Raw genomic sequence first — 22,721 nt, 5'->3', positions numbered from 1 at the left:
GACCTCGATGAAGAGACAAGGAACCGACATGGCTGCACGTACTCCCTCCCTCACCCGGCGTCAGATGCTCGCCCTCACCGGCGGGCTCTCGGCGGGGTTCGTCCTGTCCGCGTGCGGCACGGGCACCGGCGGCGGCGCGGCGCCGACCGGCGGCTCGTCCGGCGGCGGGGGCGGCACCCTCGAGCTGTGGGCCAACGCCGCGACGGCCGGCGACACCGGCTCGCCCCTGCACCAGGCCGCCGAGGCCTTCGGCAAGGCGAACGGCGTCACGATCAACATCCAGGGCATCCCGACGGAGGACCTGGTGCCCAAGCTGACCACCACGAGCAGCGGCGGCTCCGGCCCGGACGTCGCGATCGTCGACGTCTCCTCGGTGCCACAGCTCGCGGCGGCCCAGGTGCTGGCCGACGTCACCTCCCAGAGCGCCGAGGTCGCCGACGCGTTCGGCACGGAGCTGCTCGCGGGCGCGGGCTACGACGGCAAGCAGTACGGCCTGCCGTACACGACCAACAACGTGGCGCTCTACTACAACAAGGGCATGCTCTCGAAGGCCGGGATCGAGGTCCCGTCCACGTGGGACGACCTGCGCTCCGCGGCGGTCGAGCTCACCGGCGGCGACCAGTACGGCTACATGCTGGGCGCCTCGGGGTTCGGGTCGTTCCTGTTCTGGCCGTGGCTGTGGCAGAACGGCGGCGAGATCCTCAGCGACGACCTGACCAAGGCCACCTTCGCCGACGGCCCGGGCATGGAGGCCTGGGAGTTCTACGCGAACCTGGCGCTCAAGGACAAGGTGGCGCCGCAGGAGTTCGTCGCGGCGAACTCGTCGTGGGACCAGTACGTGGCGCCGTTCGTCCAGGGGCGGGTCGCCATGATGGCGATCGGGCCGTGGGGCACCGGGCCGGTCACGGACGGCAACCCCGACCTCGACTGGGGCGCCGCACCCCTGCCCGGCAAGGGCTCGCAGGCGACCGTCCTCGGCGGGACCGCGGTCGGCGTGGGGGCGAACAGCGCCAACGCCGACGTCGCCTGGGACTTCGTCCGGTGGGTCACCGACGCCGGCCAGATGCCGTACATCCAGAAGACCGGCAACATCCCCGCGCGGCTCGACGTCGTCGAGTCGGACTGGGCCGCCGAGGACCCGGTGCGGAAGGTCTTCATCGACCAGATCGCCGTCACGCGCGCCCGCCCGGCGCTGCCGAGCTGGGGCGACATCGAGTGGGGCGTCATGGCGGACGCGTGGGACTCCGTCATCCAGGGCCAGAAGGAGCCCGCCGCCGCTCTCACCGCCGCCGCCGAGGCGGCGGACGCGAAGCTCTCCAGCTAGTCCGGACCGACCGGCGGGCCGCCACCGCGGCGGCCCGCCGCAGGACACGAGCCAGGGACGACCATGTCAACCATCATCTCCACCCGCCCCGAGACGGCACCCGCCGCCGGCGCTGCCCGGCGCCCCCGACGGCGCCTCGCCCGGCGACTGGAGCCGGTCGCGTACATCGCGCCCGCCTTCGTCGCGCTGGCGCTCATCGTGGGCTACCCGGTGTTCAACGCCATCGGCACGAGCTTCCTGCACGCCAACCTGACGCGGCCGGGACAGGACACGTTCGCCGGGCTGGCGAACTACACCGACCTGTTCACGAGCGCCACGTTCTGGACGGTCACCGCGCGCACGCTCCTGTGGGCCGGGTCGGCGCTCGTCGTGCAGGTCGGGCTCGGCCTGGTCATCGCGACCACGCTGAACAAGCGCCTCGTCGCGCGCGGCGCGATCCGCACCACGCTGATCGTCCCGTGGGTTGTGCCGACGGTGCTCGTCGCGCTCATCTGGCGCTTCCTGCTGGACCCCGTCTCCGGACCGATCAACGGCCTGCTGCGCAGCAGCGGCCTGCTGGAGACCCCGCCGATCTGGCTCGCCGACCCCACGTGGGCCCTGCCGGTGCTGGTGCTGATCAGCGCGTGGAAGTGGACGCCGTTCACCGCGGTGATCCTCCTCGCGGGCATGCAGCAGATCCCCGGCGAGCAGTACGAGGCGGCCATGGTCGACGGGGCCAGCGCGTGGCAGCGGTTCCTCCACGTGACGATCCCCGGCATCCGCGCGTCCCTCGCGCTCGTGACCCTCACGACGATCTCGGGCGCGATCAACAACTTCAACGGGATCTGGATGTTCACGCGCGGCGGCCCCGTCGGCGCCACCGAGATCCTCACCACCTACGCCTACAGGACGGCCTTCATGGAGTTCGACTTCGGCAAGGCGTCGGCCATCTCGGTCGTCATCTTCGCGATCATGATGGTCCTCGCCGTCACGTACTTCTACGTCGTCGAGGGTCGCAAGGGGGACCGGCGATGAGGCGCTCCCGCACCCGGGCCTCCCTCGGCGCGCACGTGGTCGCCACGGTCCTCGTGCTCGGCACCGTGCTGCCGTTCCTGTGGATGCTCGTGTCGTCGTTCAAGACGCCGGCCGAGCTCAACGGCGTCGACAAGCGGCTGCTGCCGTCGGCCCTGTTCCTCGGCAACTACGCCAGCCTGCTCGACACGAACTTCGTGACCTACTTCCGCAACTCCGTGGTGGTGGCGGCCGCGACCACGACGGTCGCCCTGCTGCTCGCGATCCTCGCCGGCTACGGCTTCGCGCGGTTCACCTTCGTGGGCAACCGGGGGATGCTGCTCATCGTCGTGGCGGCGCAGATGTTCCCCGCCGTCATGCTCGCGACCCCGCTCTTCGTCACGGTGAAGACCCTCGGGCTGCTCGACTCGCTCACCGGCCTGGTGGTCGTCTACGTCTCGTTCGCGCTCCCGTTCTGCATCTGGCTCATGCGCAACTACTTCCTCGCGGTGCCGGTCGAGACGGAGGAGGCCGCGCTCATCGACGGCTGCACCCGGTTCCGCGCCCTGTGGCGGGTCGTGCTGCCGCCGGCGTTGCCGGGGGTCATGGCCGCCGCGGTGTTCACGATCATCCAGGTCTGGGAGGAGTTCCTGTACGCCAACACGTTCATCGACACCGACGCCAAGCGCACGCTGTCGGTGGGCCTGAACTCCCTCATCGGCGAGTTCACGACCGACTGGGGGCGGCTACTCGCCGCGGGCGTGCTCGTCATGATCCCGGTGCTCCTCGTGTTCGGGTACCTGCAGCGGTACGTCACGCAGATCGCCGGGGGCGGGGTGAAGGGCTGAATGACCGTCCAGCTCCTGCGTGGCGCGCGCCTGGCTGGCGGCGAGGTCGTGGACGTCCGGCTCGACGGCGGGCTCGTGACCGCGGTCGAGCCGGCCGGCGGCGCGCCCCGGCCCGGCGACGCCGGCCTGCCGGTCACCGACCTGACCGGCTACCTGCTGTGCGGGGCGTTCGCCGAGCCGCACACCCACCTCGACAAGGCGTTCACCGCGGACCGGGACGCGACCCCGGACGGCACCCTGCGCGGCGCCATGGAGCGCTACGGGGCGGTGCTCGCGGACATGGACGAGGAGGACGTGCGCCGCCGCGCCGCACGGGCCCTGGGGCACCTGGTGGCGCACGGCGCGACGGCGGTGCGCACCCACGTGGGCTGCGGGCGGCTCCTCGGGGTGCGGGCCGTGCGCGCCCTCGCGCGGCTGCGCGACGAGCTGGCCGACGTCGTGGACCTCCAGGTCGTCGCGCACGTCGGCGGGCCCGGACCGGGCGAGACGTGGCGCACCCACCGGACGAGGCTGACCGACGCGCTCGACGCCGGGGCCGACGTCGTGGGCGGCAACCCGTCCATCGAGGCGGACCCGGTGGCCGCGATGGAGGAGTGCGTGGCCGTCGCCGTCGAGCGCGGTGTCCCGGTCGACCTCCATGTCGACGAGACCACCGACCCGGCCGTGCTCACGCTGCGCCACCTCGCGCGCCTCGCCGCCGGGGCCGGCGTACCGGTCACTGCGAGCCACTGCGTGTCGCTCGGCCAGCAGGACGCCGACACGGCGGCCGAGGTCGCCGCCGAGGTGGCGGCGGCGGGCGTCCGGGTGGTCGCCCTGCCGGCCACGAACCTCTACCTCCAGGGCCGCGCGGCCGTGCCCAGGCCCCGCGGGCTCACGGCGCTCGACGCGCTCCGGGCCGCCGGCGTCCGCGTCGCCGCCGGGGGCGACAACGTGCGCGACCCGTTCAACCCCACCGGGCGGCTGGACCCGCTCGAGACGGCGTCGCTCGCCGTGACCGCCGGGCAGCAGCCGCCGCGGGTCGCCTGGGACCTGGTCGGTCCCGACGCCCGGGCCGTCCTCGGCCTGCCGGCGGCCGGCCCGCAGCCCGGGGCGCGGGCAGACCTGGTGGCCGTGCGGGCGGGCTCCCTCGAGGACGCCCTCGCGCTCGGGCCCGCCGACCGGATCGTGTGGCGGGCGGGTCGGCTCGTCTCCCGTACGGGCGTCGAGCGGCAGGGGCCCCTCGAGGACCGCCTGCGCGGCCTCGGCGCGGAGCCCGTGCGATGAGCGCCGTCGCGCCGCGCACCGGCTCCCTGTGGAGGGTCCGGGAGATCCGGGCCGTCTTCGTGCTGAGCTTCGCCGGCCTCACCAGCTTCTCGGTCACCCTGGCGGCGCTGCCCGCCTGGGCGAGGCAGCTCGGGCACCCCGAGGGGGTGGTCGGCACCATCACCGGCGTGATGCTCGCGGCCACCGTGGTCACCCAGCTGCTGACCGCCGGCCTGCTGCGCCGGTGGAGCCTGCGGACGCTGCTCGTGGCGGGCTCGCTGCTGCTCGGCCTCCCGACGCCGCTGTACCTGCTCGCCCACGACCTGGGGGCGTTCTACGCGCTCTCCGCGGTGCGGGGGGTCGGCTTCGCCGTCGTCACGGTGGTCGCGGCGCTCGCGATCCCGCGCGCCGCGCCGCCCGAGCGACGGGGCGAGGCGATCGGCCTCTTCGGGCTGTCCGCGGCCGTGCCGATGATGGTCGGGATCTCGGGCGGCGCCGCGCTCACGCTCGGCGGCTCGTTCGCGGCGGTCGCCGTGCTCGGCGCGCTGCCGGTGGTCGCGCTGGTCGTGGCCCCGGGTGTGCCCGCCGAGGTCGTCGGCGCCTCCGGCTCGACCGCGATCTCGCGCGTCCTGCGGACCCTCGCGCTGCCCGCGGGCCTCCTCCTGGTGACCACGGCGGCGGGGGGCGGGCTGGTCACGCTCCTGCCGCTGCAGCGCCCCGACGGCTCGGTCGCGGCCGCGGCCCTGCTCGCGTTCGGGGCGGTGGGCATGGTGGCCCGGTGGCGGGTGGGTCCCGTGCTCGACAGGGTCGGGCCCCGCGTGGTGCTGCCCGGGCTGGTGGGGTGCGGGGTCGGGGGCCTCGTCGTGGTGGCGGCGGGCCTCGCCGGGCCGGCGGGGGTGCTCGTCGCCGGGGCCGCGCTGTTCGGCGTCGCCTACGGCGGCCTGCAGACCGTGACCCTGGACCTCAGCTACCGTGCCGTCCCCGACCGCGACGCGCCCGCCGCGAGCGCCGTCTGGAACGCGGCGTTCGACGCCGGCACCGGAGCGGGCTCGGCGATGCTGGGCTTCGTGGGCGGCACCGCCTGGGGCGGCGGTGGTGCCCTGGTGGCCGGCGCCGCCGGCGTGGCCCTCGTGGGGGCGGCCGCCGCCCTCACGGCACGTCGCCAGCCCGCCAGGGCCGGGGCCGACGGCCTCGCCGAGCAGACGACCGACCGCACCGCCGACCGCACCGCCGACCCGGAGGGGGCCGCATGAGGATCACCGACGTCACGTGCGTGGAGTACGTGGGCCACGTCGAGGCCCCGGAACCGATCTTCGCGGACCGGCTGCGCCGACCCACCGACGTCTACCCGGAGCTGCGCGCGCAGGGGCCGCAGGCGTTCCCCGAGGTCGCGCCCGGCGTGGCCGAGGTGCGCTCGGTGTTCCTGCACGTCGACACGGACACGGGCCTGCGGGGCAGCACGGCGCAGCTCTCGAGGGAGCAGGCCTTCATCGTGACCACCGTGTTGCGCCCGCTGCTGCTGGGGGCGGACCCGCTGGCGACCGAACGGCTGTGGGACGTGCTCTACCGCTCGGCGATCCACGGCCGCGCGGGCGCCGGGATGACGGCGCTGTCCGCCGTCGACTGCGCGCTGTGGGACCTGCGGGCGCAGCACCTCGGTGTCCCGGCCCACGTGCTGCTCGGCGGGCCCACGCGGGCCGCGGTCCCGGCGTACGCCTCGACGCTCGGGGACAGCCTGGAGCCGGCCGCCGTCGCGGCCCGCACCCGCGAGCTCGTGGCGCGCGGCTTCCGAGGGCTGAAGTGGTTCCCGCGCTGGGGGCCCGAGGACGGCGCCGCGGGCGTGGACCGGGTGGTCGAGCTGGTCGGCACCGTGCGCGACGCGGCCGGGCCCGGCGTCGCGATCATGCTCGACGCGTGGAGCGGGTGGGACGTGCCCTTCACGCTCGACGTCGCGCGCGCCACCCGGGACCTGGGCGTCGCGTGGATCGAGGAGCCGCTGCTGGCCGACCAGGCCGAGGGCTACCGCGCGCTGCGGCGCCGACTGCCCGACGGCGCGCGGGTCGCGGGCGGGGAGCACGAGTACACCCGGTGGGGCTACCGGGAGCTGCTCGCCGCGGACGTGCTCGACCTGTACCAGCCCGACCCGCACTGGGTCGGCGGGATCTCCGAGCTGACCAAGATCATGGCGCTCGTCAGCGCGGCCGGGGCGCAGCTCGTGCCGCACGGGCAGTCGCTCCAGTGCAACGCGGCCCTGACGTTCGCGGCGTCCCCGGCGCTGGTCCCGCAGATGGAGTACCTCACACGGCTCATGCCGATGTACCAGCACTTCCTCGCCGAGGAGATCGTCCCGGCCGACGGTGCGGTCCCCGCGCCGACGGCCCCCGGGCTCGGCATGGCGCTGGACCCCGCGAAGGTCGTGGAGTCGCGGCTGCTCGGGCGCGGCGGAGCCGCGTGAGCGCCGTCCTGGTGTGCCTGTCGGACTACCCCCGCGACCTCGTCGAGGGCTGGGTCGCCGGCGCGGACGTGGAGGTGGTCCTGACCCCGGGCGGTGCGGGCGTGCCCGACCTGCCGGCCGTGCTCGGACGCGCCGACGTGGTGGTCGGCGACGCCGCGCGCAGGGTCCCGCTCGACGCCGCCGCCCTCGAGGGCATGGTGCGGTGCCGCCTCGTCGTGCACCCCGCCGTCGGGCTGGACGGCGTCGTCGACCTCGACGCCGCCCGCGCCCGCGGGATCCGCGTGGTCAACGCGCCCGGGTACAACGCGGACGCGGTGGCCGACTGGGCGCTGATGGCCATGCTCCTGCTGCTGCGCGACGGCGTCGGCGCCGACCGGGACCTGCGCACCCGCGGCTGGCACGCGCGCCCGCTGGGCCGGGAGCTCGGTGCCCTGACCGTCGGGATCGTCGGCTACGGGGCGGTCGGCCGGGCCGTGCACCGCCGGCTGCGCGGGTTCGGCGCACAGGTGGTCGTGACCACGGGGCACGACACCGCCGACGTCGCCGCCGCGGGTGGTACGCAGACGGATCTCGGCACGCTGCTCGCACGGTCCGACGTCGTCACCCTGCACGCCCCGCTGACCGCTGCCACGCGCCACCTGCTCGACGCGACGCGGCTGGCGTCCATGCGGCCGGGCAGCGTGCTGGTGAACGCCGCCCGGGGTGAGCTCGTCGACGAGGCGGCCCTCGCGGTCGCGCTCCACGCCGGGCGCCCGGCCGCCGCCGCGCTCGACGTGTTCGCCGCCGAGCCGCTGTCGCCGTCGAGCCCGCTGCTCGGGCTCTCGAACGCCTATCTCTCGCCGCACGTCGCCGCCGGCACCGTGCAGGCCCGGCACCGCGTGCGGGCCCTGGTGGGGGAGGCCGTCCGCGCGGCGCTCGCGGACCCGGCCGCCCCCGCCCCGCGACCCCACCGATCGGCGCCGGCCTGACGGGGCCCGCGCACCACACGTCTCAGGAAGGACACCATGCTGCAGCTCGGGTACAAGGCGTCGGCGGAGCAGTTCTCGCCGCGCGACCTGCTCGCCTACACCGTCCTGGCCGAGGAGGCCGGGTTCGACTCCGTCTTCGTCAGCGACCACCTCCAGCCCTGGCGGCACACCGGCGGGCACGCGCCCGCCGCGCTCCCGTGGCTCGGCGCCGCGGCGGCGAGCACCTCCCGGGTGCGGCTCGGGACGAGCGTGCTCACCCCCACCCTGCGCTACCACCCCGGCGTGGTGGCACAGGCGTTCGCCACGCTCGGCTGCCTGGCGCCCGGCCGCGTCATTCTGGGCGTCGGTTCGGGGGAGTCCTTGAACGAGGCGCCGCTCGGGCTGCCCTGGCCCGACGGCAAGGAGCGGTACGCCCGGTTCCGGGAGGCGATCTCCCTGATCCAGGCGCTGTGGGCCGGCGAGCGCGTGACGATCGACGGGACGTACTACAGCGCCCGCGACGCGACGATCTACGACCGCCCGGACACCCCCGTGCCGCTCTACGTCGCGGCGTCCGGGCCGTCCGCCACCCGCCTGGCGGGCCGCGTCGGCGACGGCTTCATCTGCACCAGCGGCAAGGGCCGCGAGCTGTACGCCGACACGCTCCTGCCAGCCCTCGCCGAGGGCGCCGCGAAGGGCGGCCGCACCCTGGCCGACCTCGACCTCATGATCGAGATGAAGGTCTCCTACGACCCGGACCTCGACCGGGCACGGCAGGCCACCCGGGCGTGGGGCGCGCTGGCGCTCACCCCGCAGGAGAAGGTCGGGGTGGAGGACCCCGTCGAGATGGAGCGGCTGGCCGACGCGCTGCCCGTCGAGCGCACCGCGAGCCGGTGGATCGTGTCCGACGACCCGGACGAGCACGTCGAGCGCATCTGGTCGTACGTCGAGATGGGCTTCACCCACCTCGTCTTCCACGACCCGCGCGCCGACCAGGCGGCCCTCCTCGAGCGCTACGCCGAGGAGATCCTGCCGCGGCTGCGGGCCAGGGAGCAGCGGGAGGCCTGATGGACCCCGTCCTCGACGCCGTCCTCGCCGGGTCGCGCACCGGGTCGCGCACCGGGTCGACCGCGGCGCCGTTCGCGCTCGCGACGGTCGTGGCGACGTGGAGCTCCGCCCCCCGTGGCCCGGGCGCGCGCATGCTGGTGCGCGCCGACGGGACCGCCGTCGGGTCGCTCACGGGCGGGTGCGTCGAGGCCGACGTCCACGCCCGCGCCCTCGAGGTGCTGGGCGACGGCGTGCCCCAGCTCGTGCGCTACGGGGTGAGCGACGACGTCGCGGGGTCGGTCGGCCTGACCTGCGGCGGCACCGTCGAGATCCTCGTGCAGCGGGTGGACGACCCGGAGGTGCTGCGGGAGTTCGCGCGCCGCGTCGCGGACGGGGCGCCGGCCGCGCTCGCGACCGTGGTCGCGCACGACGGCGCCGTGCCCGGGGCGTCCGTCGCCGTGGGCCCCGCCGGGCTGGTCGCCGGGGGGACGGGGTCGGCGCGGCTCGACGCCGCCCTCGCGCACGACGCCGCCGCGCTCGTCGCCGCCGGGCGCACCGGAGAGCTCACGTACGGCTCCGACGGCAGCCGTCAGGGCGTGGGCCTGCGCGTGCTGGTCGACGTCGCCGCGCCCCCGCCGCGGATGATCGTCGCGGGCGTCACGGACTTCGCGGCCGCCGTCGCCTCCCTGGCGGGCTTCCTCGGCTTCCGGGTCACGCTGTGCGACGCCCGCCCCGCGTTCGCCACCCGCGAGCGGTTCCCCGACGCGCACGAGATCGTCGTCGAGCGGCCGGACCGCTACCTGGCCGCCGAGCTCGCGGCCGGACGGGTGGACGGGCGCACCGCCGTCCTCGTCCTCACGCACGACCCGAAGTTCGACGAGCCGCTGCTCGAGGTCGCGCTCGCCGCCGACCTCGCGTTCGTCGGCGCGATGGGGTCGCGCCGCACCCACGCCGACCGGCTCGACCGCCTGCGGGACCGGGGCGTGCCCCCGGAGGCGCTGGCCCGGCTGCGCTCTCCCGTCGGCCTCGACCTCGGCGGGCGCAGCCCCCGCGAGACCGCGCTGTCCGTCCTGGCCGAGGTGGTCGCGGTCCGCGCCCGCGGCACCGGCGCGCCGCTCACGGTGACGGCCGGGCCGCTGCACCACGACCGGCGCCCCGACGAGGTGCCGCACCGCGGGTACCGCCGGCGGCCCTGAACCGCCGCACCGCCCCTCGTCCGGACCCTCGCCGGTCCCGCCCCGCGAGCCCCGCGGCGCGGACGTACGCTCACGACGCCGGGAGGAGCCCGGCGAGAGCCGGCCGCGACGTGGGGTGGTGCGCGATGGCGACCAGCACGCAGGGCACCCGCGAGCGCCGCCTGCGCCGGGAGGCGTGGGGGTTCGCGGCGGGGTCGGTCTGCTTCCTGGTGGGCGCGCTGCCCGCGTACGCCGCGTGGGCGGGGCCCGTCGGCACGGGGATCACGTTCGTCGTGGGGTCGGTGCTGTTCACCGCGGCGGCGGTGGTGCAGCTCGCGCTGAGCGGCCGCCGCCCGCCCGGGCCCGGGGCGGTCGCCGCCGACCGGTGGGACTGGTGGTCGGCCGCGGTGCAGCTGCTCGGGACGCTGCTGTTCAACGTCAGCACCACCGTGGCGCTGACCGCGGCCGTGGTCGACCCGGGCGACGTCGGCGCGGGGTGGCGGCCGGACGCGTACGGCTCGGCCGCGTTCCTCGTGTCGAGCGCGATGGCCCTGGTCGCGACGTCCGACCGGGGGCGGCTGTGGGACACGGACGCCCGGACCTGGCACGGCACCTGGCTGAACATGGCGGGCTCGGTCGCCTTCGCCGCCTCCGCGGTGGGCGCCTACGTGGCGCCGGGCACGGACGCCGACCTCAGCCCGTGGTGGTCGACGGCGGGGACGCTGGTGGGCGCGGCCTGCTTCCTCGTCGCGGCGCTCCTGTCGCGGCGGGCGGTCGAGGCGGCGTCCTGACCGGGTCGTTCGGCGCCCTGCGCCGGCTCAGTCGTCGCGGGACGAGCGCATCGCGATGCCCTCGGCCCGGGCGGCGCCCCAGAAGTTGTGGAACAGCTCCTCGGGGGTCAGCTGGTCGTCGCGGTGCTCGACGGGGTCCGCCTCGCCGGCGATGGCCTTGACCTCCTCGTGGATGCGCTCCATGGAGCTGTCGAGGGACGCGGCGACGTCGGCGGCGAGCTTGAGCGAGTCGGTGAGGTGGCGGGGCACGTCGCGCTCGTACTTGTAGTAGATCTTGTGCTCGAGGCTCGCCCAGAAGTCCATCGCGATGGTGCGCAGCTGGATCTCGACGACGACGTCCTCGACCCGGTCGGACAGGTAGACCGGCACCTGCACGATGAGGTGCAGCGACTTGTACCCGTTGGACTTGGGGTGGGCGATGTAGTCGCGCTCCTCCAGGACGGTGAGGTCGGTCTGCCCGACGATCATGTCCCGCACCTTGTAGATGTCGGACACGAAGCTGCAGGTGACGCGCACGCCGGCGACGTCGAACATCTGCCCGCGGACTCCCTCGGGCGTGAGCGGGATGCCCTTGCGCCGGCACTTGGCCACGATCGACTCGAGCGACTTGAGGCGCGAGCTCACGTGCTCCACGGGGTTGTAGTTCTGCATGTGCCGGAACTCGTCGCGCAGGATCGAGATCTTGGTCATGACCTCGTCGATCCCGAACTTGTAGGTGAGCACCAGCCTCCGCAGCTCGTCCACCAGCGCGCGGATCTCGGCGGCGTCGGGGGAGAGGTGCCCGGGTCCGTGCCCGGGGAGGTGCTCGGCGTTCTGGCTCACGACGTCCACGGTAGACGGGTTCGCGCGAGGACCCGAAATCCGATAAAACCGGTCGGATCTGTTCGGTATGCGAGACGGACCCCGCGGACCGTTGACAGCCCGGGGTCCGGCACCTACTTTCCTGCGCACCGGGTCAGGCGACCGCGGCCCCTCGCGGGGGTGCGGCGCAGGTCCCGGGACGGTCATGAGCTCCGACGCGAAGCCCCGGCTCGTCGGACGGCAACCCCCTGCGCGGGTGGGTGCCCCGGGTGAGGACCAGGCCCGCCGCCGCCGGCGGTCGGGCAACACGCAGTCCCGCCTCGGCGGGCACCAGGAGAGGACGAGCATGAACCGCGACGCGACCACCGTGCGTCCCCTGTCGTCCCGGAACGACCAGGCCTCCGCGAGCGCCCCGTCGTACGCCGTCCCGAGCACGTCGAGCCGGCCGTGCACGCCGGGCGCCACCACCACCGCGTGGTGTCGACGCCGCTGACCGCGGCCTGACCCTCCGCCGCGCACCGCGGCGGACCGTCCCCGACCCGGCCTCCGCCGGGACCGGCCGCAGCCGGCGTCCCTCCGCCCCTCGCCGGCGGACGTCCTTCCCTGCCCTCCGGCAGCCGCGCCCACCGCGGGTCCACGACCCGACGGCGCCGTGCGCGCGCTCGCCGTGCCCCGATCGGAGCCGACGTGTCGTACCCGCAGTCCTCCTCGTCCCCCGCGCCCACCGCCCCCGCCGCCCGGCCCCTCGTGCTCGGCGTCGACCTCACGGCCGCCGGCGCGCGCCCCGGCGCCCACCGGGCGCGCGGCATCGTGCAGCCCCGGTCGTTCGACGGCGAGCGCTTCGTGCAGCTCGTCCGCCGCGCCGACGCGGGCCGCCTCGACCTCGTCACCCTCGACGAAGGGTTCCTGCTGCACCCCGGCCGCCGACAGGTGGCGGGCCGCCTCGATGCCGCGGTCGCCGCCGCCCGGGTCGCGCCGCACACGACGCGCACCGGGCTGGTCGCCACGGTGGACACGGCCGACGTCGACCCCGCGCACGTCGCCCGGGCGATCGCCCGGGTCGACCAGGCGAGCGGCGGCCGCGCCGGCTGGCAGCCAGGCCTGCCCACGGGCGCCGTCGTGCAGGACGAGGCCTGGGCCGCCCGGGCCGGGACCGTCGCGGCCCGGGTGGCAGGGCACTGGGACGGGCCGGCGCGGGGCGACGGCGCGGTGGCCGTCGACGCCGACGGCCGCTTCCGCGTGGACCACGACGGCGTCCGGTTCGCCGTGCGTCCGCGGGCCGCGGACGACCACCCCCGTCAGGGCCGCCCTCCGGTCGTCGTCGCCGTGCGCTCCGAGGCGGCGCTCGAGCTCGCCGCCCGCTCGGCCGACGTGGCGCGGGTGGCGGCCACCGCGCCGGCCCGCGCGATCCACCTGCGGACGCGGCTGCGCGACGCCGCGGCCGCCGCGGGCCGCGACCCCGACTCCCTGGTCGTGCTCACGGAGGCGTACGTGGTGCTCGCCGACGACCGGGCGAGCGCCCAGGCCCGCCTCGAGCTCGTGGAGGCGCTCGAGGGACCCGAGATCTCCGGCGGCCTGCTCGTCGTGGCGGGCACGCCGGACGACCTCGCGGAGACGATCGTCGACTGGCGCGAGTCGGGGGCCTCCGACGGCTTCCTGCTGCGCCCCTCGTCGCTGGGGCCGGACCTGGACGCCCTCGTCGACGGGGTGGTCCCACGCCTCGTGCGCGACGGGGTGCTCCCGCCCGCCGCCCCCGCGCCCCGCACGCTGCGCGAGGCGCTGGGGCTGGGCGACGCGGGCCGTGCCCCCGCGGCCCCCGCGGCCCCCGCAGCCCGCGAGGCCGTCGCGGCGCGCCCCGTGGCCCGGCCCCGGGCGTCCCGGACGGCCGACGCACGGCTGGTCCGCGCATGACCCCGCGCCCGCGCCGCCGGCCCGCGCCGTGCGGCCGCCCCGACAGCGCCCGCACCCACCGTCCCCTCGCGACCGGAGGTCTCCGATGACCGTCACCGACAGCGCGCGCCCGCCGCGCGGCACCGACCCGAGCACAGACCCCGGCACCGAGCCTGAGGCCGGACCGCGGGCGCGCCGGCGCGCCGACCGCGAGCGGGAGCTCGCCGCCCCGCACGGCTGGCTGAGCCTCACCGCGTTCCACTGGCTGCCCGCCCGGCCCGAGTCGCTGCCGGGCCTGCCCGGCCTGTGGCTGGCCGACGACGCGGGAGCGCACCTGCGCCCCGGGGAGGGTGCCGGCCCCCTGCTGCGCGGGTCCGCCGTGCGCGACGGGTCGTTCGACGGCGACGTGCCCGAGGGCGGCAGCACGGTCCTGGGCACCTTCCGGCCCGACGGGCGCGAGCCGGTCGGGCCCGGCGCCGGGGCGGTGGCCCACGACCCCACCCGCGACGAGGCCCTCGACGAGCGCTCCGGCGAGACGTCCGAGGTCGCCGTCGAGCTGGTGCGCCGCACCGGGCGGCTCGCGGTCCGGCTGCGCGACCCGCACGCCCGGGCCCGGCTCGACTTCGCCGGCGTGCCCGTCTTCGAGCACGACCCGACGTGGGACCTGACGGTCCCCGTGCGGCGGTACGCCGCGCCGCGCGACGTCGTCGTGGGCGCCGCCCGGCCCGGCCTCGTGCACCACCTGGACGCGGTCGGCGAGGTGGACCTGACCCGCGGCGACCGCACGGTGACCCTCGTCCTCACGGGCACCCCCGGCGGCGCGCCGACGCTCCTGTTCAGCGACGAGGCCGACGGCGTCGCGCCGTGGCGCGTGGCGCGGCCGACCCTCCCGGAGGGCCTCGCGCCCGGCGCGTCGGGCACCGCGCGCCTCGACCTCAACGCCGCCGTCAACCTGCCGTACGCGTTCAGCGACCACGGCACGTGCCCCGCCCCGCCGCCCGGCAACCACGTGCCGTTCGCCGTCACGGCGGGGGAGAGGGCGCCCCGATGACCGCCGTCACCGCGCCTCCGCCCCGCGACGTCGTCGCGGCGCCGGCCGCGTCCCCCTACGACCGGCTGCCGATCGTCCCGGCCCGCCACCCCGGCCGGTGGGCCGCGACGGCCGGCGTGGCCCTGCTGCTCGCCATGGTCGTCAGCTCGCTGCTCACCAACGACCGGTGGGAGTGGGGCGTCGTCGCGCAGTACCTCACCTGGCCGTCGATCCTCTCCGGCGCCTGGGCGACGATCCGGCTCACCGCAGCGGCGTCGGTCGTGGGCTTCGCGCTCGGCACCGTGCTGGCCCTCATGCGGCTGTCCCGGTCGCCCCTGCTGGTGAGCGTCGCGTGGGCCTACACCTGGGTGTTCCGGTCGGTGCCGCTGCTGCTCCAGCTGCTGCTCTGGTACAACCTCGCCTACCTCTACCCGCACCTGAGCCTCGGCGTCCCGTTCGGGCCCGGGTTCCTCTGGTTCGACACCCTCGGCCTCATCGACAAGTTCGGTGCCGCGATCCTCGGCCTCGGGCTCTCCCAGGCGGCCTACTCCGCCGAGATCGTGCGGGCAGGGATCCTCAGCGTCGACCAGGGGCAGCAGGAGGCGGCCGCGTCCCTCGGCATCCCGCGCCGGCGCCAGGTGACCCGCATCGTGCTGCCGCAGGCGATGCGCTCCATCGTGCCGACGGCGGTCAACGAGGTCATCGGCCTGCTCAAGGGCACCTCGATCGTGTACGTGCTCGCGTACGGGGAGCTGTTCTACATCGCGTCCGTCATCTACGGCCGCAACGGCAAGGTCGTGCCCCTGCTCATCGTCGCGGCCGTCTGGTACCTCGTGCTGACCACGCTCATCACGGTCGTGCAGTACTACGTGGAGCGGCACTACGCGAAGGGCGCCGTGCGCACCCTGCCGCCCACGCCCCTGCAGCGCGTGCGCTGGACGGCGGCCGTCACCCGGGCCCGCCTCACGGGGCGGCCCGTGCCCGCCCACGTCCCGCCCGCCTTCGCCGCCCGTGCGCGCGTCGGCGTCCTCACCCGCACCGCCCGCACCTCGGGAGGCCCGGCATGACCGCCACCGCCGCCACCGCCGCCACGACCACCGCCGCCACGACCGCCGCCGCCACGACCGCCGCCGCTGCGGACACCGGGAGCGCCGCCGCAGGCCGCGTCGAGGTGCACGGCCTGCGCAAGAGCTTCGGCACCCTCGAGGTGCTGCGCGGCGTGGACCTCACGTTCGAGCCCGGCACCGTCACCGTCGTCCTCGGGCCGTCCGGCTCCGGCAAGTCGACCCTGCTGCGCGCCATCAACCACCTCGAGAAGGTCGACGCCGGGTTCGTCACCGTGGACGGCGACCTCGTCGGCTACCGCCGCCGGCGCGGGCGGCGGGGCGACGTGCTGCAGGAGCTCAAGGAGCGGGACATCCTCGGGCAGCGCACCCGGATCGGGTTCGTCTTCCAGGGGTTCAACCTCTTCCCGCACCTGACCGTCCTGGAGAACGTCGTCGAGGCGCCGCTGTCCGCGCAGGGCCGGCCGCGCTCCGAGGTCGAGCCCGAGGCGCGGGAGCTCCTCGCGCGGGTCGGCCTCGCGGACAAGGCCGGCGCGCGCCCGCGCCAGCTCTCCGGCGGGCAGCAGCAGCGGGTCGCGATCGCCCGCGCCCTCGCGCTGCGCCCGCGCGTGCTGCTCTTCGACGAGCCCACGTCCGCCCTCGACCCCGAGCTCGTGGGCGAGGTGCTCGCGGTCGTCAAGGACGTCGCGAGCACCGGCGCCACCCTCGTCGTCGTCACCCACGAGATCGGCTTCGCCCGGGAGGTCGCCGACGCGGTCGTCTTCATGGACGACGGCGTCGTGGTCGAGCAGGGGCCGCCCGGCCAGGTGCTCGACCACCCGCGCCACGACCGCACCCGCGCCTTCCTCGACAAGGTCCTCTGACCGCCCCGTCCTCCCTCGCCCCACCCTCGACCACCGCCACCGCCCTCTCGACCCCCGACCCAGGAGATCCCCGTGACCGCACCGACCCGCCGCACCCGGCTGCTCGCCGCCCTCGCCACCGTGCCCCTGCTCGCCCTGGCGGCCTGCAGCAGCGTGAGCACCTCGGCCCCCGAGGCCGCGGGCACCGCCGACGGCGCCGACGCCCCCGCGGGCACCAGCTCCGAGGGCGCGTCCGCGGCCGGCCTCGAGGTGAGCACCAGCCCCGACCAGGACCGCATCCGCTCCACCGAGTCGGCCGAGGCCGTCGCCCTGCTGCCCGCCGACGTCGCCGCCCAGGACGAGCTCGTCGTCGCGGTGAGCGCCGGGGCCGCGCCGCCGCTCGGCTTCTTCGCCGACGACGACAAGACCCCGATCGGCAACGAGACCGACATCGCCCAGCTCGTGGCCGACGGCCTCGGCAAGGACCTGCGCCTGGAGGTCAAGGCGTGGGCCGACTGGCCCCTCGCGCTGCAGTCGGGCGACGTGGACGCCGTCATCTCCAACGTCACCGTGACGGAGGAGCGCAAGGAGACGATCGACTTCTCCTCCTACCGCAACGACGAGCTCGGCTGGCTCACGAAGGCCGGCTCCGACGTCACGTCGATCGCCGAGCGCCAGGACATCGCCGGCCTGCGGGTGGGCGTCGGCTCCGGCACCAACCAGGAGAAGATCCTCCTCGAGTGGAACGACCAGAACGTCGCGGCCGGGCTGGAGCCGATCGCCGGCGGCCAGCCGGAGTACTACGAGCAGCTGTCCGACGTCCTCCTCGCCCTTAAGTCCGGCCGCCTCGACGTCTACGTCGGCCCCAACGCGTCCCTCGCGTACCAGGCCAAGATCGCGCCCGACGAGCTCGCCGTGGTCGGGACCCTCAACGGCGGCTGGCCCGACACCGCCCAGATCGCCGTCGCGACCAAGAAGGGCGAGGACCTCGCCCCGGCCGTCACCGCCGCGCTCCAGCACGCCTTCGACGACGGCACCTACGCGCAGGTGCTGGAGCGCTGGGGCCTGGAGACCGAGGCGGTCGAGAAGCCCGAGACCAACCCGCCGGGCCTGCCGAAGACCGAGTGACGGCCCGGCACCGACCGGCCACCCGCCCCCGACCTCGCGCCGCCCCGCGCCGCCCCGCGGCGCCCGCACTCCCAGGAGACCGCCATGACCGACCCCGCCCGGGTGCCCCTGTCCGTCCTCGACCTCGCCCTCGTGCCCGCCGGCGGCACGGGTGCCCAGGCCGTGCGCGACGCCGTCGACCTGGCCGTCGACCTCGACCGGCTGGGCTACCGCCGGGTCTGGTACGCCGAGCACCACCTGTCGCCCGGCGTCGGCTCCGCGTCCCCGGCCGTGCTCGCGGGGGCGGTCGCGGCGCGCACCGAGCGGATCCGGGTGGGCTCGGGCGCCGTGCTCCTGAGCACGACCAGCCCGCTCGTCGCGGCCGAGCAGTTCGGCACGATCGCCGCCCTGCACCCGGGCCGCGTGGACCTCGGCCTGGGGCGCGCGTTCACGCCGCCCCAGGGCGGCGGCGCCCCCCGCCCCGCCCCGGCCGCGTCCTCGGCGGGCGGCGCGCGCGTCGTCGACGGGCTGTACGTGCCCCCGGCCCCGCCGACGGGCGGGGACTCCGCGCTCCGCGAGCGTGCGCTCGCGCAGGCGGCCGTGGTGGGCGCGTCGCGCACGCCCTCGAGCTTCCGCACCGAGGTCGAGCTCGTCCTCGGGCTGCGGTCGGGGACCTACGCCGACGAGGCGGGCCGGCGCTACGTCTCGCCGCCGGTGCAGGACGCCGCCTTCGACCTGTGGGTGCTCGCGTCGTCCGGCGGCGAGAGCGCCCGCGTCGCGGGGGAGCTCGGCCTGCCGCTGGCCGCGAACTACCACGTCAGCCCGTCCAACACCCTCGAGACGGTGGCCGCGTACCGCGCGGCGTTCCGCCCGGGCGTGCTCGCCGCCCCGTACGTCGTCGTGTCCGCCGACGTCCTCGTCGCCGAGACCACCGAGCGCGCCCGCGAGCTCGCCGCGCCGTTCGCCGACTGGGTGCTGTCCATCCGCCGCGGCACGGACGGTGCGATCGCCTACCCGCGGCCCGCCGACGCCACGCCCTGGGCGGAGCGCCCCGAGGACGAGCGCGCCGTGGTCGCCGACCGCGTCGACACCCGCGTCGTCGGCGACCCCGCGACCGTCGTCGAGCGGCTCGGGACCCTGGCCCGCGTGACCGGGGCCGACGAGCTGCTCGTCACCACCGCCACCCACGACCCCGCCGACCGGCGCCGGTCGTTCGCGCTGCTGGCCCAGGCGTGGGGCACGGCCGGGGGCGACCCGGCGCGCCTGCCCGCCCTCGCCTCGTCCCTCTGACCCGCCCGACCCACGGACCTCCCAAGGAGCGACATGACCACCACCCCTGGCACGACCGGACCGACCACGACCTCGGGCACGCCCGCGCCGCAGCCCGCCGGCGAGGCCGGCGCGCGGGTCGAGCGCGGCGCCCTGCTGATCGACGTCCGCTCGGCAGGCGGGCGCGCCGCCACCGGCGACATCCCGGGCGCCACCCTGGCGGACCGGGACGACCTCGACGCGCTCTTCGGCCCCGCCGGCGCCCCCGCGATCTCGCTCGACACGCCGGTCGTCGTGGTGTGCGGCTCGATCAACGGCTCCGGCCCCGTCGCCGCGGCGCTCGCCGCCCGTGGCTACACCGACGTGACCCACGTCGACGGCGGCTTCCCCGCCTGGAAGGCCGCCGGGCTCCCGGCGACCGCGCCGCCCGGCGCCGACAGCTGACCCACCCGGACACGCACGCAAGGAGAACCTCATGCCCGTCGAGTTCCTCGGCATCGCCACGACGAACGACGCCTCCGAGACGTCGGCCCGCACCACCGCCCCGTTCGACCCCGCCTACCTGGAGCGCATCGTGCGCGCCCACGAGGACCACGGCTGGACGCGGGTCCTGTTCGCGTACGGGTCCTCGGGCCCGGAGCCGGCCGCCCTCGCCGCGCACACGGCGGCGCGGCTGCAGAGCATCGAGCTGCTGCTCGCGCACCGGCCCAACGTGTCCTACCCGACGTACGCGGCCAAGACGTTCGCCACCCTCGACCAGCTCTCCGGCGGCCGCCTGTCGGTGCACTTCATCACCGGCGGCAACGACCACGAGCAGGGGCGCGAGGGCGACCGCCTCACCAAGGACGAGCGGTACGCCCGCACGCACGAGTACATCCGGATCGTCAAGCAGGCGTGGACGAGCCCGGAGGCCTTCGACCACCACGGCGACCACTACGAGTTCGAGGACTTCGTGCTGGACACCAAGCCCTTCGAGGGCCACGTGCCCACGATCTCCTTCGGCGGGTCGTCCGACGCCGCGTTCCGCGTGGGCGCCGCCGAGGCGGACATCTACGCCGTCTGGGGCGAGCCGCTGGCCCGCACCCAGGAGCAGATCGACCGCGTGCACGCCGAGGCCGCCGCCGCGGGCAGGACGACGCCGCCGCGGATCCATGCCGCGTTCCGCCCGATCATCGCGCCCACCGAGGAGCTCGCCTGGGAGAAGGCGCACCGGGTGCTCGACCGGATCGAGGGACGCAAGGCGGCCCTGGGGGGCCAGCTGTCGCGCCGGCACCCGATCGACGGGCCCGAGAACGCCGGCTCGCAGCGGCTGCTCGAGATCGCCGCGGCCGGCGAGCGCTACGACACCGCGCTGTGGACCGCCACGGCGAAGGCCACGGGCGGCGCGGGCAACTCGAACGCGCTCGTCGGCACGCCGGAGCAGGTCGCCGAGGCGCTGCTCGCCTACTACGACCTGGGCGTGCGGGTCGTCTCCGCCCGCGGCTACGACCTGCTCGACGACGCGATCGACTTCGGCCGGTACGTCATCCCCCTCGTGCGCGAGGGCGTGGCGGCGCGCGACCGTGCCGCCGAGTCCGCCGAGGCCGCGGCGGGCGGCGCCGCGCGCGCCGAGGAGCGGGTGGCCTGATGCGCTTCCAGCTGCTCGACATCGTGTTCAACCCGCCGCACCCGGTCACGGGCGAGGCGGTCGCGCCGGCCGACCGGCTCGAGCGCGTCGTCGAGCACGCCGTGCTGGCCGAGGAGCTGGGGTTCGACTCGTTCGCGGTGGGGGAGCGGCATGCCGGCGACGTGCTGTCGTCGGCCCCCACCGTGATCCTCGGGGCGGTCGCGGCCCGCACCCACCGGATCCTGCTCTCGACCGGCGTCACCGTGCTGTCGCTGCTGGACCCGATCCGGGTGGCCGAGGACCTGGCCACCGTGGACCAGCTCTCCCGCGGGCGGCTGGAGATCGTCATCGGCAAGGGCAACGAGGAGCTGCAGTACCCGCTGCTCGGCCTGGACATCGCCCGGCAGTACGAGTACCTCGAGGAGAACTACGAGCTGCTGCGGCTGCTGCTGTCGGAGGAGGACGTGACGTGGTCCGGCCGGCACCGGCACGCGCTGGAGCACGCCACCACGCTCCCGCGACCCTTCGCGGGCCCGTTCCGCGTCTGGCACGGCTCGGCGACGAGCGAGTTCGCCGTCGACCTGGCCGCCCGCTGGGGCGACCCGATCGTCAGCGCCAACGCGCTGCAGCCGCGGGAGAGCTACGGGGTGCTCATCGACCGGTACCGGGAGCGGTACGCGGCCGCCGGGCACGACCCGGCGCAGGGGTTCGTCGGAGCAGGGTCGGGCGGGCTGTTCCTCGCCGACACCACCGAGCAGGCGATCGAGCAGTACCGGCCGCTGTACGAGGGCCAGGTCGCGCGGCTGCGGGCGCGGGGCTACGACCCCGCCACCCACGTGGGCAAGGCCCTCGCGTTCGAGACGATCGAGGACGCCGTCGAGCGCGGGCCCGCGCTGGTCGGCTCGCCGGAGCGGGTGGCGGAGAAGATCCTCGACTACCACGGGACCTTCGGGCACGTGCTGCAGTCGGTGTCCGTGAACCACCTGCTCGAGCCGTCCCACCAGGAGGAGGTGCTGCGCCGGTTCGCCGCCGAGGTGGCTCCGGTGGTGCGCGCCGAGGTCGCGACGGACCTGTGGGGACCGGCGGACGCGCGCCGCGCGGCGGGCTTCACCGCGACCGAGCACGCCGCCGTCCCGGCCCCCGCCTGAGGTGCGCGCGTGAGGCCGACGGCGTTGTCCGGCATGCGGTCACGGTGTCGACCGGATCGTGAACGGCGAGGAGGATGTCCCAGGAACCGCCCGCGCGCCCCCGAGGGAGAACCGTGACCGACAGGCCGATCACCCAGCTCGTCGTCCTCGGCGTGCTCGTCGTCGTGACCGTCGTCCTCGGCGCGGTCTGGCGCTCGCGGCAGGGCCGCGTGCGCCCGGCGCCGGCCCGCCGGGACCTCGCCGTGGACTGGGCGGCCCGTGGCGTCCGCCTGGGGGAGCGGGTGACCTTCGTCCAGCTCTCGGCCGAGGTGTGCGCCCCCTGCCGCGCGACGGCCCGAGTGCTCCGCGGCCTCGCCGAGCGCGAGGACGGCGTCGTGCACCACGAGCTCGACGTCGAGGAGCACCTCGACCTCGTGCGCGAGCTGGGCGTGCTCAAGACGCCGACCGTGCTGGTGCTCGACGCGGCCGGGGCCCAGGCTGCCCGCAGCAGCGGCGGCATGTCGCCCGCCCAGGCGCGCCACGCGCTGGAGGCCGCGCTGCCGGTGCCCGCCGGCGCCGCGTGACCGTGCACCCACCCTCGACCGGACCCCGGAGGCGACGATGACCCGCGAGACCACCACCACGCAGGCACCGGCCGGCATCGACCCGCGCGGTCCACGCGTGGGCGCGGGCATCACCGCGCTGCTGCTCGCCGTCGTCGTCCTGCTGGGGGCGTCGCCGGCCGGCCTCGTGCTCCTCGCGGTCGTGGCCGCAGGGTTCCTGCTGGGCGCCGTCCGGGGCGCCCAGGGCACGGTGCAGGGCTGGCTCTTCCGGACGCTCGTGCGCCCGCGGCTCGCCCCGCCGGCCGAGCTGGAGGACCCGCGGCCGCCGCGGTTCGCCCAGCTCGTCGGGCTGGTCGTGACCGGCGTCGGCGTCGTCCTCGGGCTCGCGGGGGTCCTCGCCGCCGTGCCCTGGGCCGCGGGGATCGCGTTCGTGGCCGCGGGCCTCAACGCCGTCGTCGGGCTCTGCCTCGGGTGCGAGCTCTACCTGCTCGGCGCCCGCCTGCGGCCCGCCGCCCGCTGAGCCCGGCCGCTCCACGGCCCACCGCCGGCCCACCGGCGGCCCACCATCGCCCGGCCCCGCCCGTCTCCCGACGGGCGGGGCCG

The 22,721-nt window shown here is 76.2% G+C and carries 22 protein-coding genes and 1 riboswitch; of the genes, 21 read left to right on the top strand and 1 reads right to left on the bottom strand.

Going from position 1 to position 22,721, the window contains the following annotated elements; genetic code table 11:
* Positions 1 to 28: 28 nt before the first annotated feature.
* From ACFU9A_RS13810 to ACFU9A_RS13765, 10 genes are all read left to right on the top strand, one after another.
* Positions 29 to 1,324, top strand: coding sequence for an ABC transporter substrate-binding protein (locus ACFU9A_RS13810; protein WP_430575857.1), 1,296 nt, complete (start codon positions 29 to 31; stop codon positions 1,322 to 1,324).
* A gap of 63 nt (positions 1,325 to 1,387) precedes the next feature.
* A complete protein-coding gene (locus tag ACFU9A_RS13805) occupies positions 1,388 to 2,338 on the top strand; it encodes a carbohydrate ABC transporter permease (protein WP_430575856.1) in 951 nt (316 codons plus the stop codon).
* Positions 2,335 to 3,162: a carbohydrate ABC transporter permease gene (locus ACFU9A_RS13800; protein ID WP_430575855.1), complete on the top strand. Its 828-nt coding sequence runs from the start codon at positions 2,335 to 2,337 to the stop codon at positions 3,160 to 3,162. Before ACFU9A_RS13805 ends, ACFU9A_RS13800 begins: the two co-directional genes overlap by 4 nt.
* On the top strand, positions 3,163 to 4,425 hold the full coding sequence (locus ACFU9A_RS13795; protein WP_430575854.1) for an amidohydrolase family protein: 1,263 nt from the start codon (positions 3,163 to 3,165) through the stop codon (positions 4,423 to 4,425).
* Positions 4,422 to 5,657: an MFS transporter gene (locus ACFU9A_RS13790; protein WP_430575853.1), complete on the top strand. Its 1,236-nt coding sequence runs from the start codon at positions 4,422 to 4,424 to the stop codon at positions 5,655 to 5,657. Before ACFU9A_RS13795 ends, ACFU9A_RS13790 begins: the two co-directional genes overlap by 4 nt.
* On the top strand, positions 5,654 to 6,859 hold the full coding sequence (locus tag ACFU9A_RS13785) for an enolase C-terminal domain-like protein (RefSeq protein ID WP_430575852.1): 1,206 nt from the start codon (positions 5,654 to 5,656) through the stop codon (positions 6,857 to 6,859). Before ACFU9A_RS13790 ends, ACFU9A_RS13785 begins: the two co-directional genes overlap by 4 nt.
* Entirely contained in the window at positions 6,856 to 7,827 is a 972-nt protein-coding gene (locus tag ACFU9A_RS13780) for an NAD(P)-dependent oxidoreductase (protein ID WP_430575851.1), read from the top strand. Before ACFU9A_RS13785 ends, ACFU9A_RS13780 begins: the two co-directional genes overlap by 4 nt.
* A 36-nt stretch (positions 7,828 to 7,863) precedes the next feature.
* Positions 7,864 to 8,874: a glucose-6-phosphate dehydrogenase (coenzyme-F420) gene (gene fgd, locus ACFU9A_RS13775; RefSeq protein ID WP_430575850.1), complete on the top strand. Its 1,011-nt coding sequence runs from the start codon at positions 7,864 to 7,866 to the stop codon at positions 8,872 to 8,874.
* Entirely contained in the window at positions 8,874 to 10,049 is a 1,176-nt protein-coding gene (locus tag ACFU9A_RS13770) for an XdhC family protein (protein WP_430575849.1), read from the top strand. Before fgd ends, ACFU9A_RS13770 begins: the two co-directional genes overlap by 1 nt.
* A 125-nt stretch (positions 10,050 to 10,174) precedes the next feature.
* Positions 10,175 to 10,819, top strand: a complete 645-nt coding sequence (locus ACFU9A_RS13765; RefSeq protein WP_430575848.1) for a YrhK family protein — start codon at positions 10,175 to 10,177, stop codon at positions 10,817 to 10,819.
* A 27-nt stretch (positions 10,820 to 10,846) separates the two neighbouring features.
* Here the strand turns inward: ACFU9A_RS13765 and ACFU9A_RS13760 are convergent, their stop codons facing one another.
* Positions 10,847 to 11,641: a GTP pyrophosphokinase family protein gene (locus ACFU9A_RS13760; protein ID WP_430575847.1), complete on the bottom strand. Its 795-nt coding sequence runs from the start codon at positions 11,639 to 11,641 to the stop codon at positions 10,847 to 10,849.
* Between the two features lie 180 nt (positions 11,642 to 11,821).
* Positions 11,822 to 11,935: riboswitch (SAM riboswitch) on the top strand.
* Between the two features lie 372 nt (positions 11,936 to 12,307).
* Between ACFU9A_RS13760 and ACFU9A_RS13755 the strand changes: the two genes are divergently transcribed.
* The 11 genes from ACFU9A_RS13755 to ACFU9A_RS13705 all read left to right on the top strand — a co-directional run bounded on the left by ACFU9A_RS13755 (position 12,308) and on the right by ACFU9A_RS13705 (position 22,638).
* Positions 12,308 to 13,531 (top strand): LLM class flavin-dependent oxidoreductase, encoded by a 1,224-nt coding sequence (locus ACFU9A_RS13755; protein WP_430575846.1) that lies wholly within the window; start codon positions 12,308 to 12,310, stop codon positions 13,529 to 13,531.
* An 85-nt stretch (positions 13,532 to 13,616) separates the two neighbouring features.
* Positions 13,617 to 14,561, top strand: coding sequence for a DUF1684 domain-containing protein (locus ACFU9A_RS13750; RefSeq protein ID WP_430575845.1), 945 nt, complete (start codon positions 13,617 to 13,619; stop codon positions 14,559 to 14,561).
* Complete coding sequence (locus ACFU9A_RS13745) at positions 14,558 to 15,607, top strand: amino acid ABC transporter permease (protein WP_430575844.1); 1,050 nt, start codon at positions 14,558 to 14,560, stop codon at positions 15,605 to 15,607. Before ACFU9A_RS13750 ends, ACFU9A_RS13745 begins: the two co-directional genes overlap by 4 nt.
* Positions 15,604 to 16,467 (top strand): amino acid ABC transporter ATP-binding protein, encoded by an 864-nt coding sequence (locus ACFU9A_RS13740; RefSeq protein ID WP_430575843.1) that lies wholly within the window; start codon positions 15,604 to 15,606, stop codon positions 16,465 to 16,467. The genes ACFU9A_RS13745 and ACFU9A_RS13740 overlap by 4 nt, the downstream gene beginning before the upstream one ends.
* 72 nt (positions 16,468 to 16,539) lie before the next feature.
* Complete coding sequence (locus ACFU9A_RS13735) at positions 16,540 to 17,574, top strand: ABC transporter substrate-binding protein (RefSeq protein WP_430575842.1); 1,035 nt, start codon at positions 16,540 to 16,542, stop codon at positions 17,572 to 17,574.
* Between the two features lie 84 nt (positions 17,575 to 17,658).
* Positions 17,659 to 18,843 (top strand): LLM class flavin-dependent oxidoreductase, encoded by a 1,185-nt coding sequence (locus ACFU9A_RS13730; protein WP_430575841.1) that lies wholly within the window; start codon positions 17,659 to 17,661, stop codon positions 18,841 to 18,843.
* Between the two features lie 33 nt (positions 18,844 to 18,876).
* On the top strand, positions 18,877 to 19,266 hold the full coding sequence (locus ACFU9A_RS13725; protein ID WP_430575840.1) for a rhodanese-like domain-containing protein: 390 nt from the start codon (positions 18,877 to 18,879) through the stop codon (positions 19,264 to 19,266).
* Between the two features lie 31 nt (positions 19,267 to 19,297).
* Positions 19,298 to 20,449: an LLM class flavin-dependent oxidoreductase gene (locus ACFU9A_RS13720; RefSeq protein WP_430575839.1), complete on the top strand. Its 1,152-nt coding sequence runs from the start codon at positions 19,298 to 19,300 to the stop codon at positions 20,447 to 20,449.
* Complete coding sequence (locus ACFU9A_RS13715) at positions 20,449 to 21,576, top strand: LLM class flavin-dependent oxidoreductase (protein ID WP_430575838.1); 1,128 nt, start codon at positions 20,449 to 20,451, stop codon at positions 21,574 to 21,576. The genes ACFU9A_RS13720 and ACFU9A_RS13715 overlap by 1 nt, the downstream gene beginning before the upstream one ends.
* A gap of 113 nt (positions 21,577 to 21,689) precedes the next feature.
* The gene (locus ACFU9A_RS13710) at positions 21,690 to 22,139 is read left to right on the top strand and encodes a thioredoxin family protein (protein ID WP_430575837.1); all 450 of its coding nucleotides are present in this window, start codon (positions 21,690 to 21,692) and stop codon (positions 22,137 to 22,139) included.
* 37 nt (positions 22,140 to 22,176) lie between these two features.
* Positions 22,177 to 22,638 (top strand): DUF4395 domain-containing protein, encoded by a 462-nt coding sequence (locus tag ACFU9A_RS13705; protein WP_430575836.1) that lies wholly within the window; start codon positions 22,177 to 22,179, stop codon positions 22,636 to 22,638.
* Positions 22,639 to 22,721: the final 83 nt, after the last annotated feature.

The sequence above is a fragment of the Isoptericola sp. NPDC057653 genome (assembly GCF_042799955.1).
Classification (GTDB): Bacteria; Actinomycetota; Actinomycetes; order Actinomycetales; family Cellulomonadaceae; genus Isoptericola.
The sequence above is the reverse complement of the archived record's forward strand: the minus strand, read 5'-3'. Positions and strand labels throughout refer to the sequence as shown.

Coding starts and splice junctions, on each gene's coding strand:
- ACFU9A_RS13810 (WP_430575857.1), top strand. CDS start 29: ATGGCTGCACGTACTCCCTCCCTCACCCGGCGTCAGATGCTCGCCCTC.
- ACFU9A_RS13805 (WP_430575856.1), top strand. CDS start 1,388: ATGTCAACCATCATCTCCACCCGCCCCGAGACGGCACCCGCCGCCGGC.
- ACFU9A_RS13800 (WP_430575855.1), top strand. CDS start 2,335: ATGAGGCGCTCCCGCACCCGGGCCTCCCTCGGCGCGCACGTGGTCGCC.
- ACFU9A_RS13795 (WP_430575854.1), top strand. CDS start 3,163: ATGACCGTCCAGCTCCTGCGTGGCGCGCGCCTGGCTGGCGGCGAGGTC.
- ACFU9A_RS13790 (WP_430575853.1), top strand. CDS start 4,422: ATGAGCGCCGTCGCGCCGCGCACCGGCTCCCTGTGGAGGGTCCGGGAG.
- ACFU9A_RS13785 (WP_430575852.1), top strand. CDS start 5,654: ATGAGGATCACCGACGTCACGTGCGTGGAGTACGTGGGCCACGTCGAG.
- fgd (WP_430575850.1), top strand. CDS start 7,864: ATGCTGCAGCTCGGGTACAAGGCGTCGGCGGAGCAGTTCTCGCCGCGC.
- ACFU9A_RS13770 (WP_430575849.1), top strand. CDS start 8,874: ATGGACCCCGTCCTCGACGCCGTCCTCGCCGGGTCGCGCACCGGGTCG.
- ACFU9A_RS13765 (WP_430575848.1), top strand. CDS start 10,175: ATGGCGACCAGCACGCAGGGCACCCGCGAGCGCCGCCTGCGCCGGGAG.
- ACFU9A_RS13750 (WP_430575845.1), top strand. CDS start 13,617: ATGACCGTCACCGACAGCGCGCGCCCGCCGCGCGGCACCGACCCGAGC.
- ACFU9A_RS13745 (WP_430575844.1), top strand. CDS start 14,558: ATGACCGCCGTCACCGCGCCTCCGCCCCGCGACGTCGTCGCGGCGCCG.
- ACFU9A_RS13740 (WP_430575843.1), top strand. CDS start 15,604: ATGACCGCCACCGCCGCCACCGCCGCCACGACCACCGCCGCCACGACC.
- ACFU9A_RS13730 (WP_430575841.1), top strand. CDS start 17,659: ATGACCGACCCCGCCCGGGTGCCCCTGTCCGTCCTCGACCTCGCCCTC.
- ACFU9A_RS13725 (WP_430575840.1), top strand. CDS start 18,877: ATGACCACCACCCCTGGCACGACCGGACCGACCACGACCTCGGGCACG.
- ACFU9A_RS13720 (WP_430575839.1), top strand. CDS start 19,298: ATGCCCGTCGAGTTCCTCGGCATCGCCACGACGAACGACGCCTCCGAG.
- ACFU9A_RS13715 (WP_430575838.1), top strand. CDS start 20,449: ATGCGCTTCCAGCTGCTCGACATCGTGTTCAACCCGCCGCACCCGGTC.
- ACFU9A_RS13705 (WP_430575836.1), top strand. CDS start 22,177: ATGACCCGCGAGACCACCACCACGCAGGCACCGGCCGGCATCGACCCG.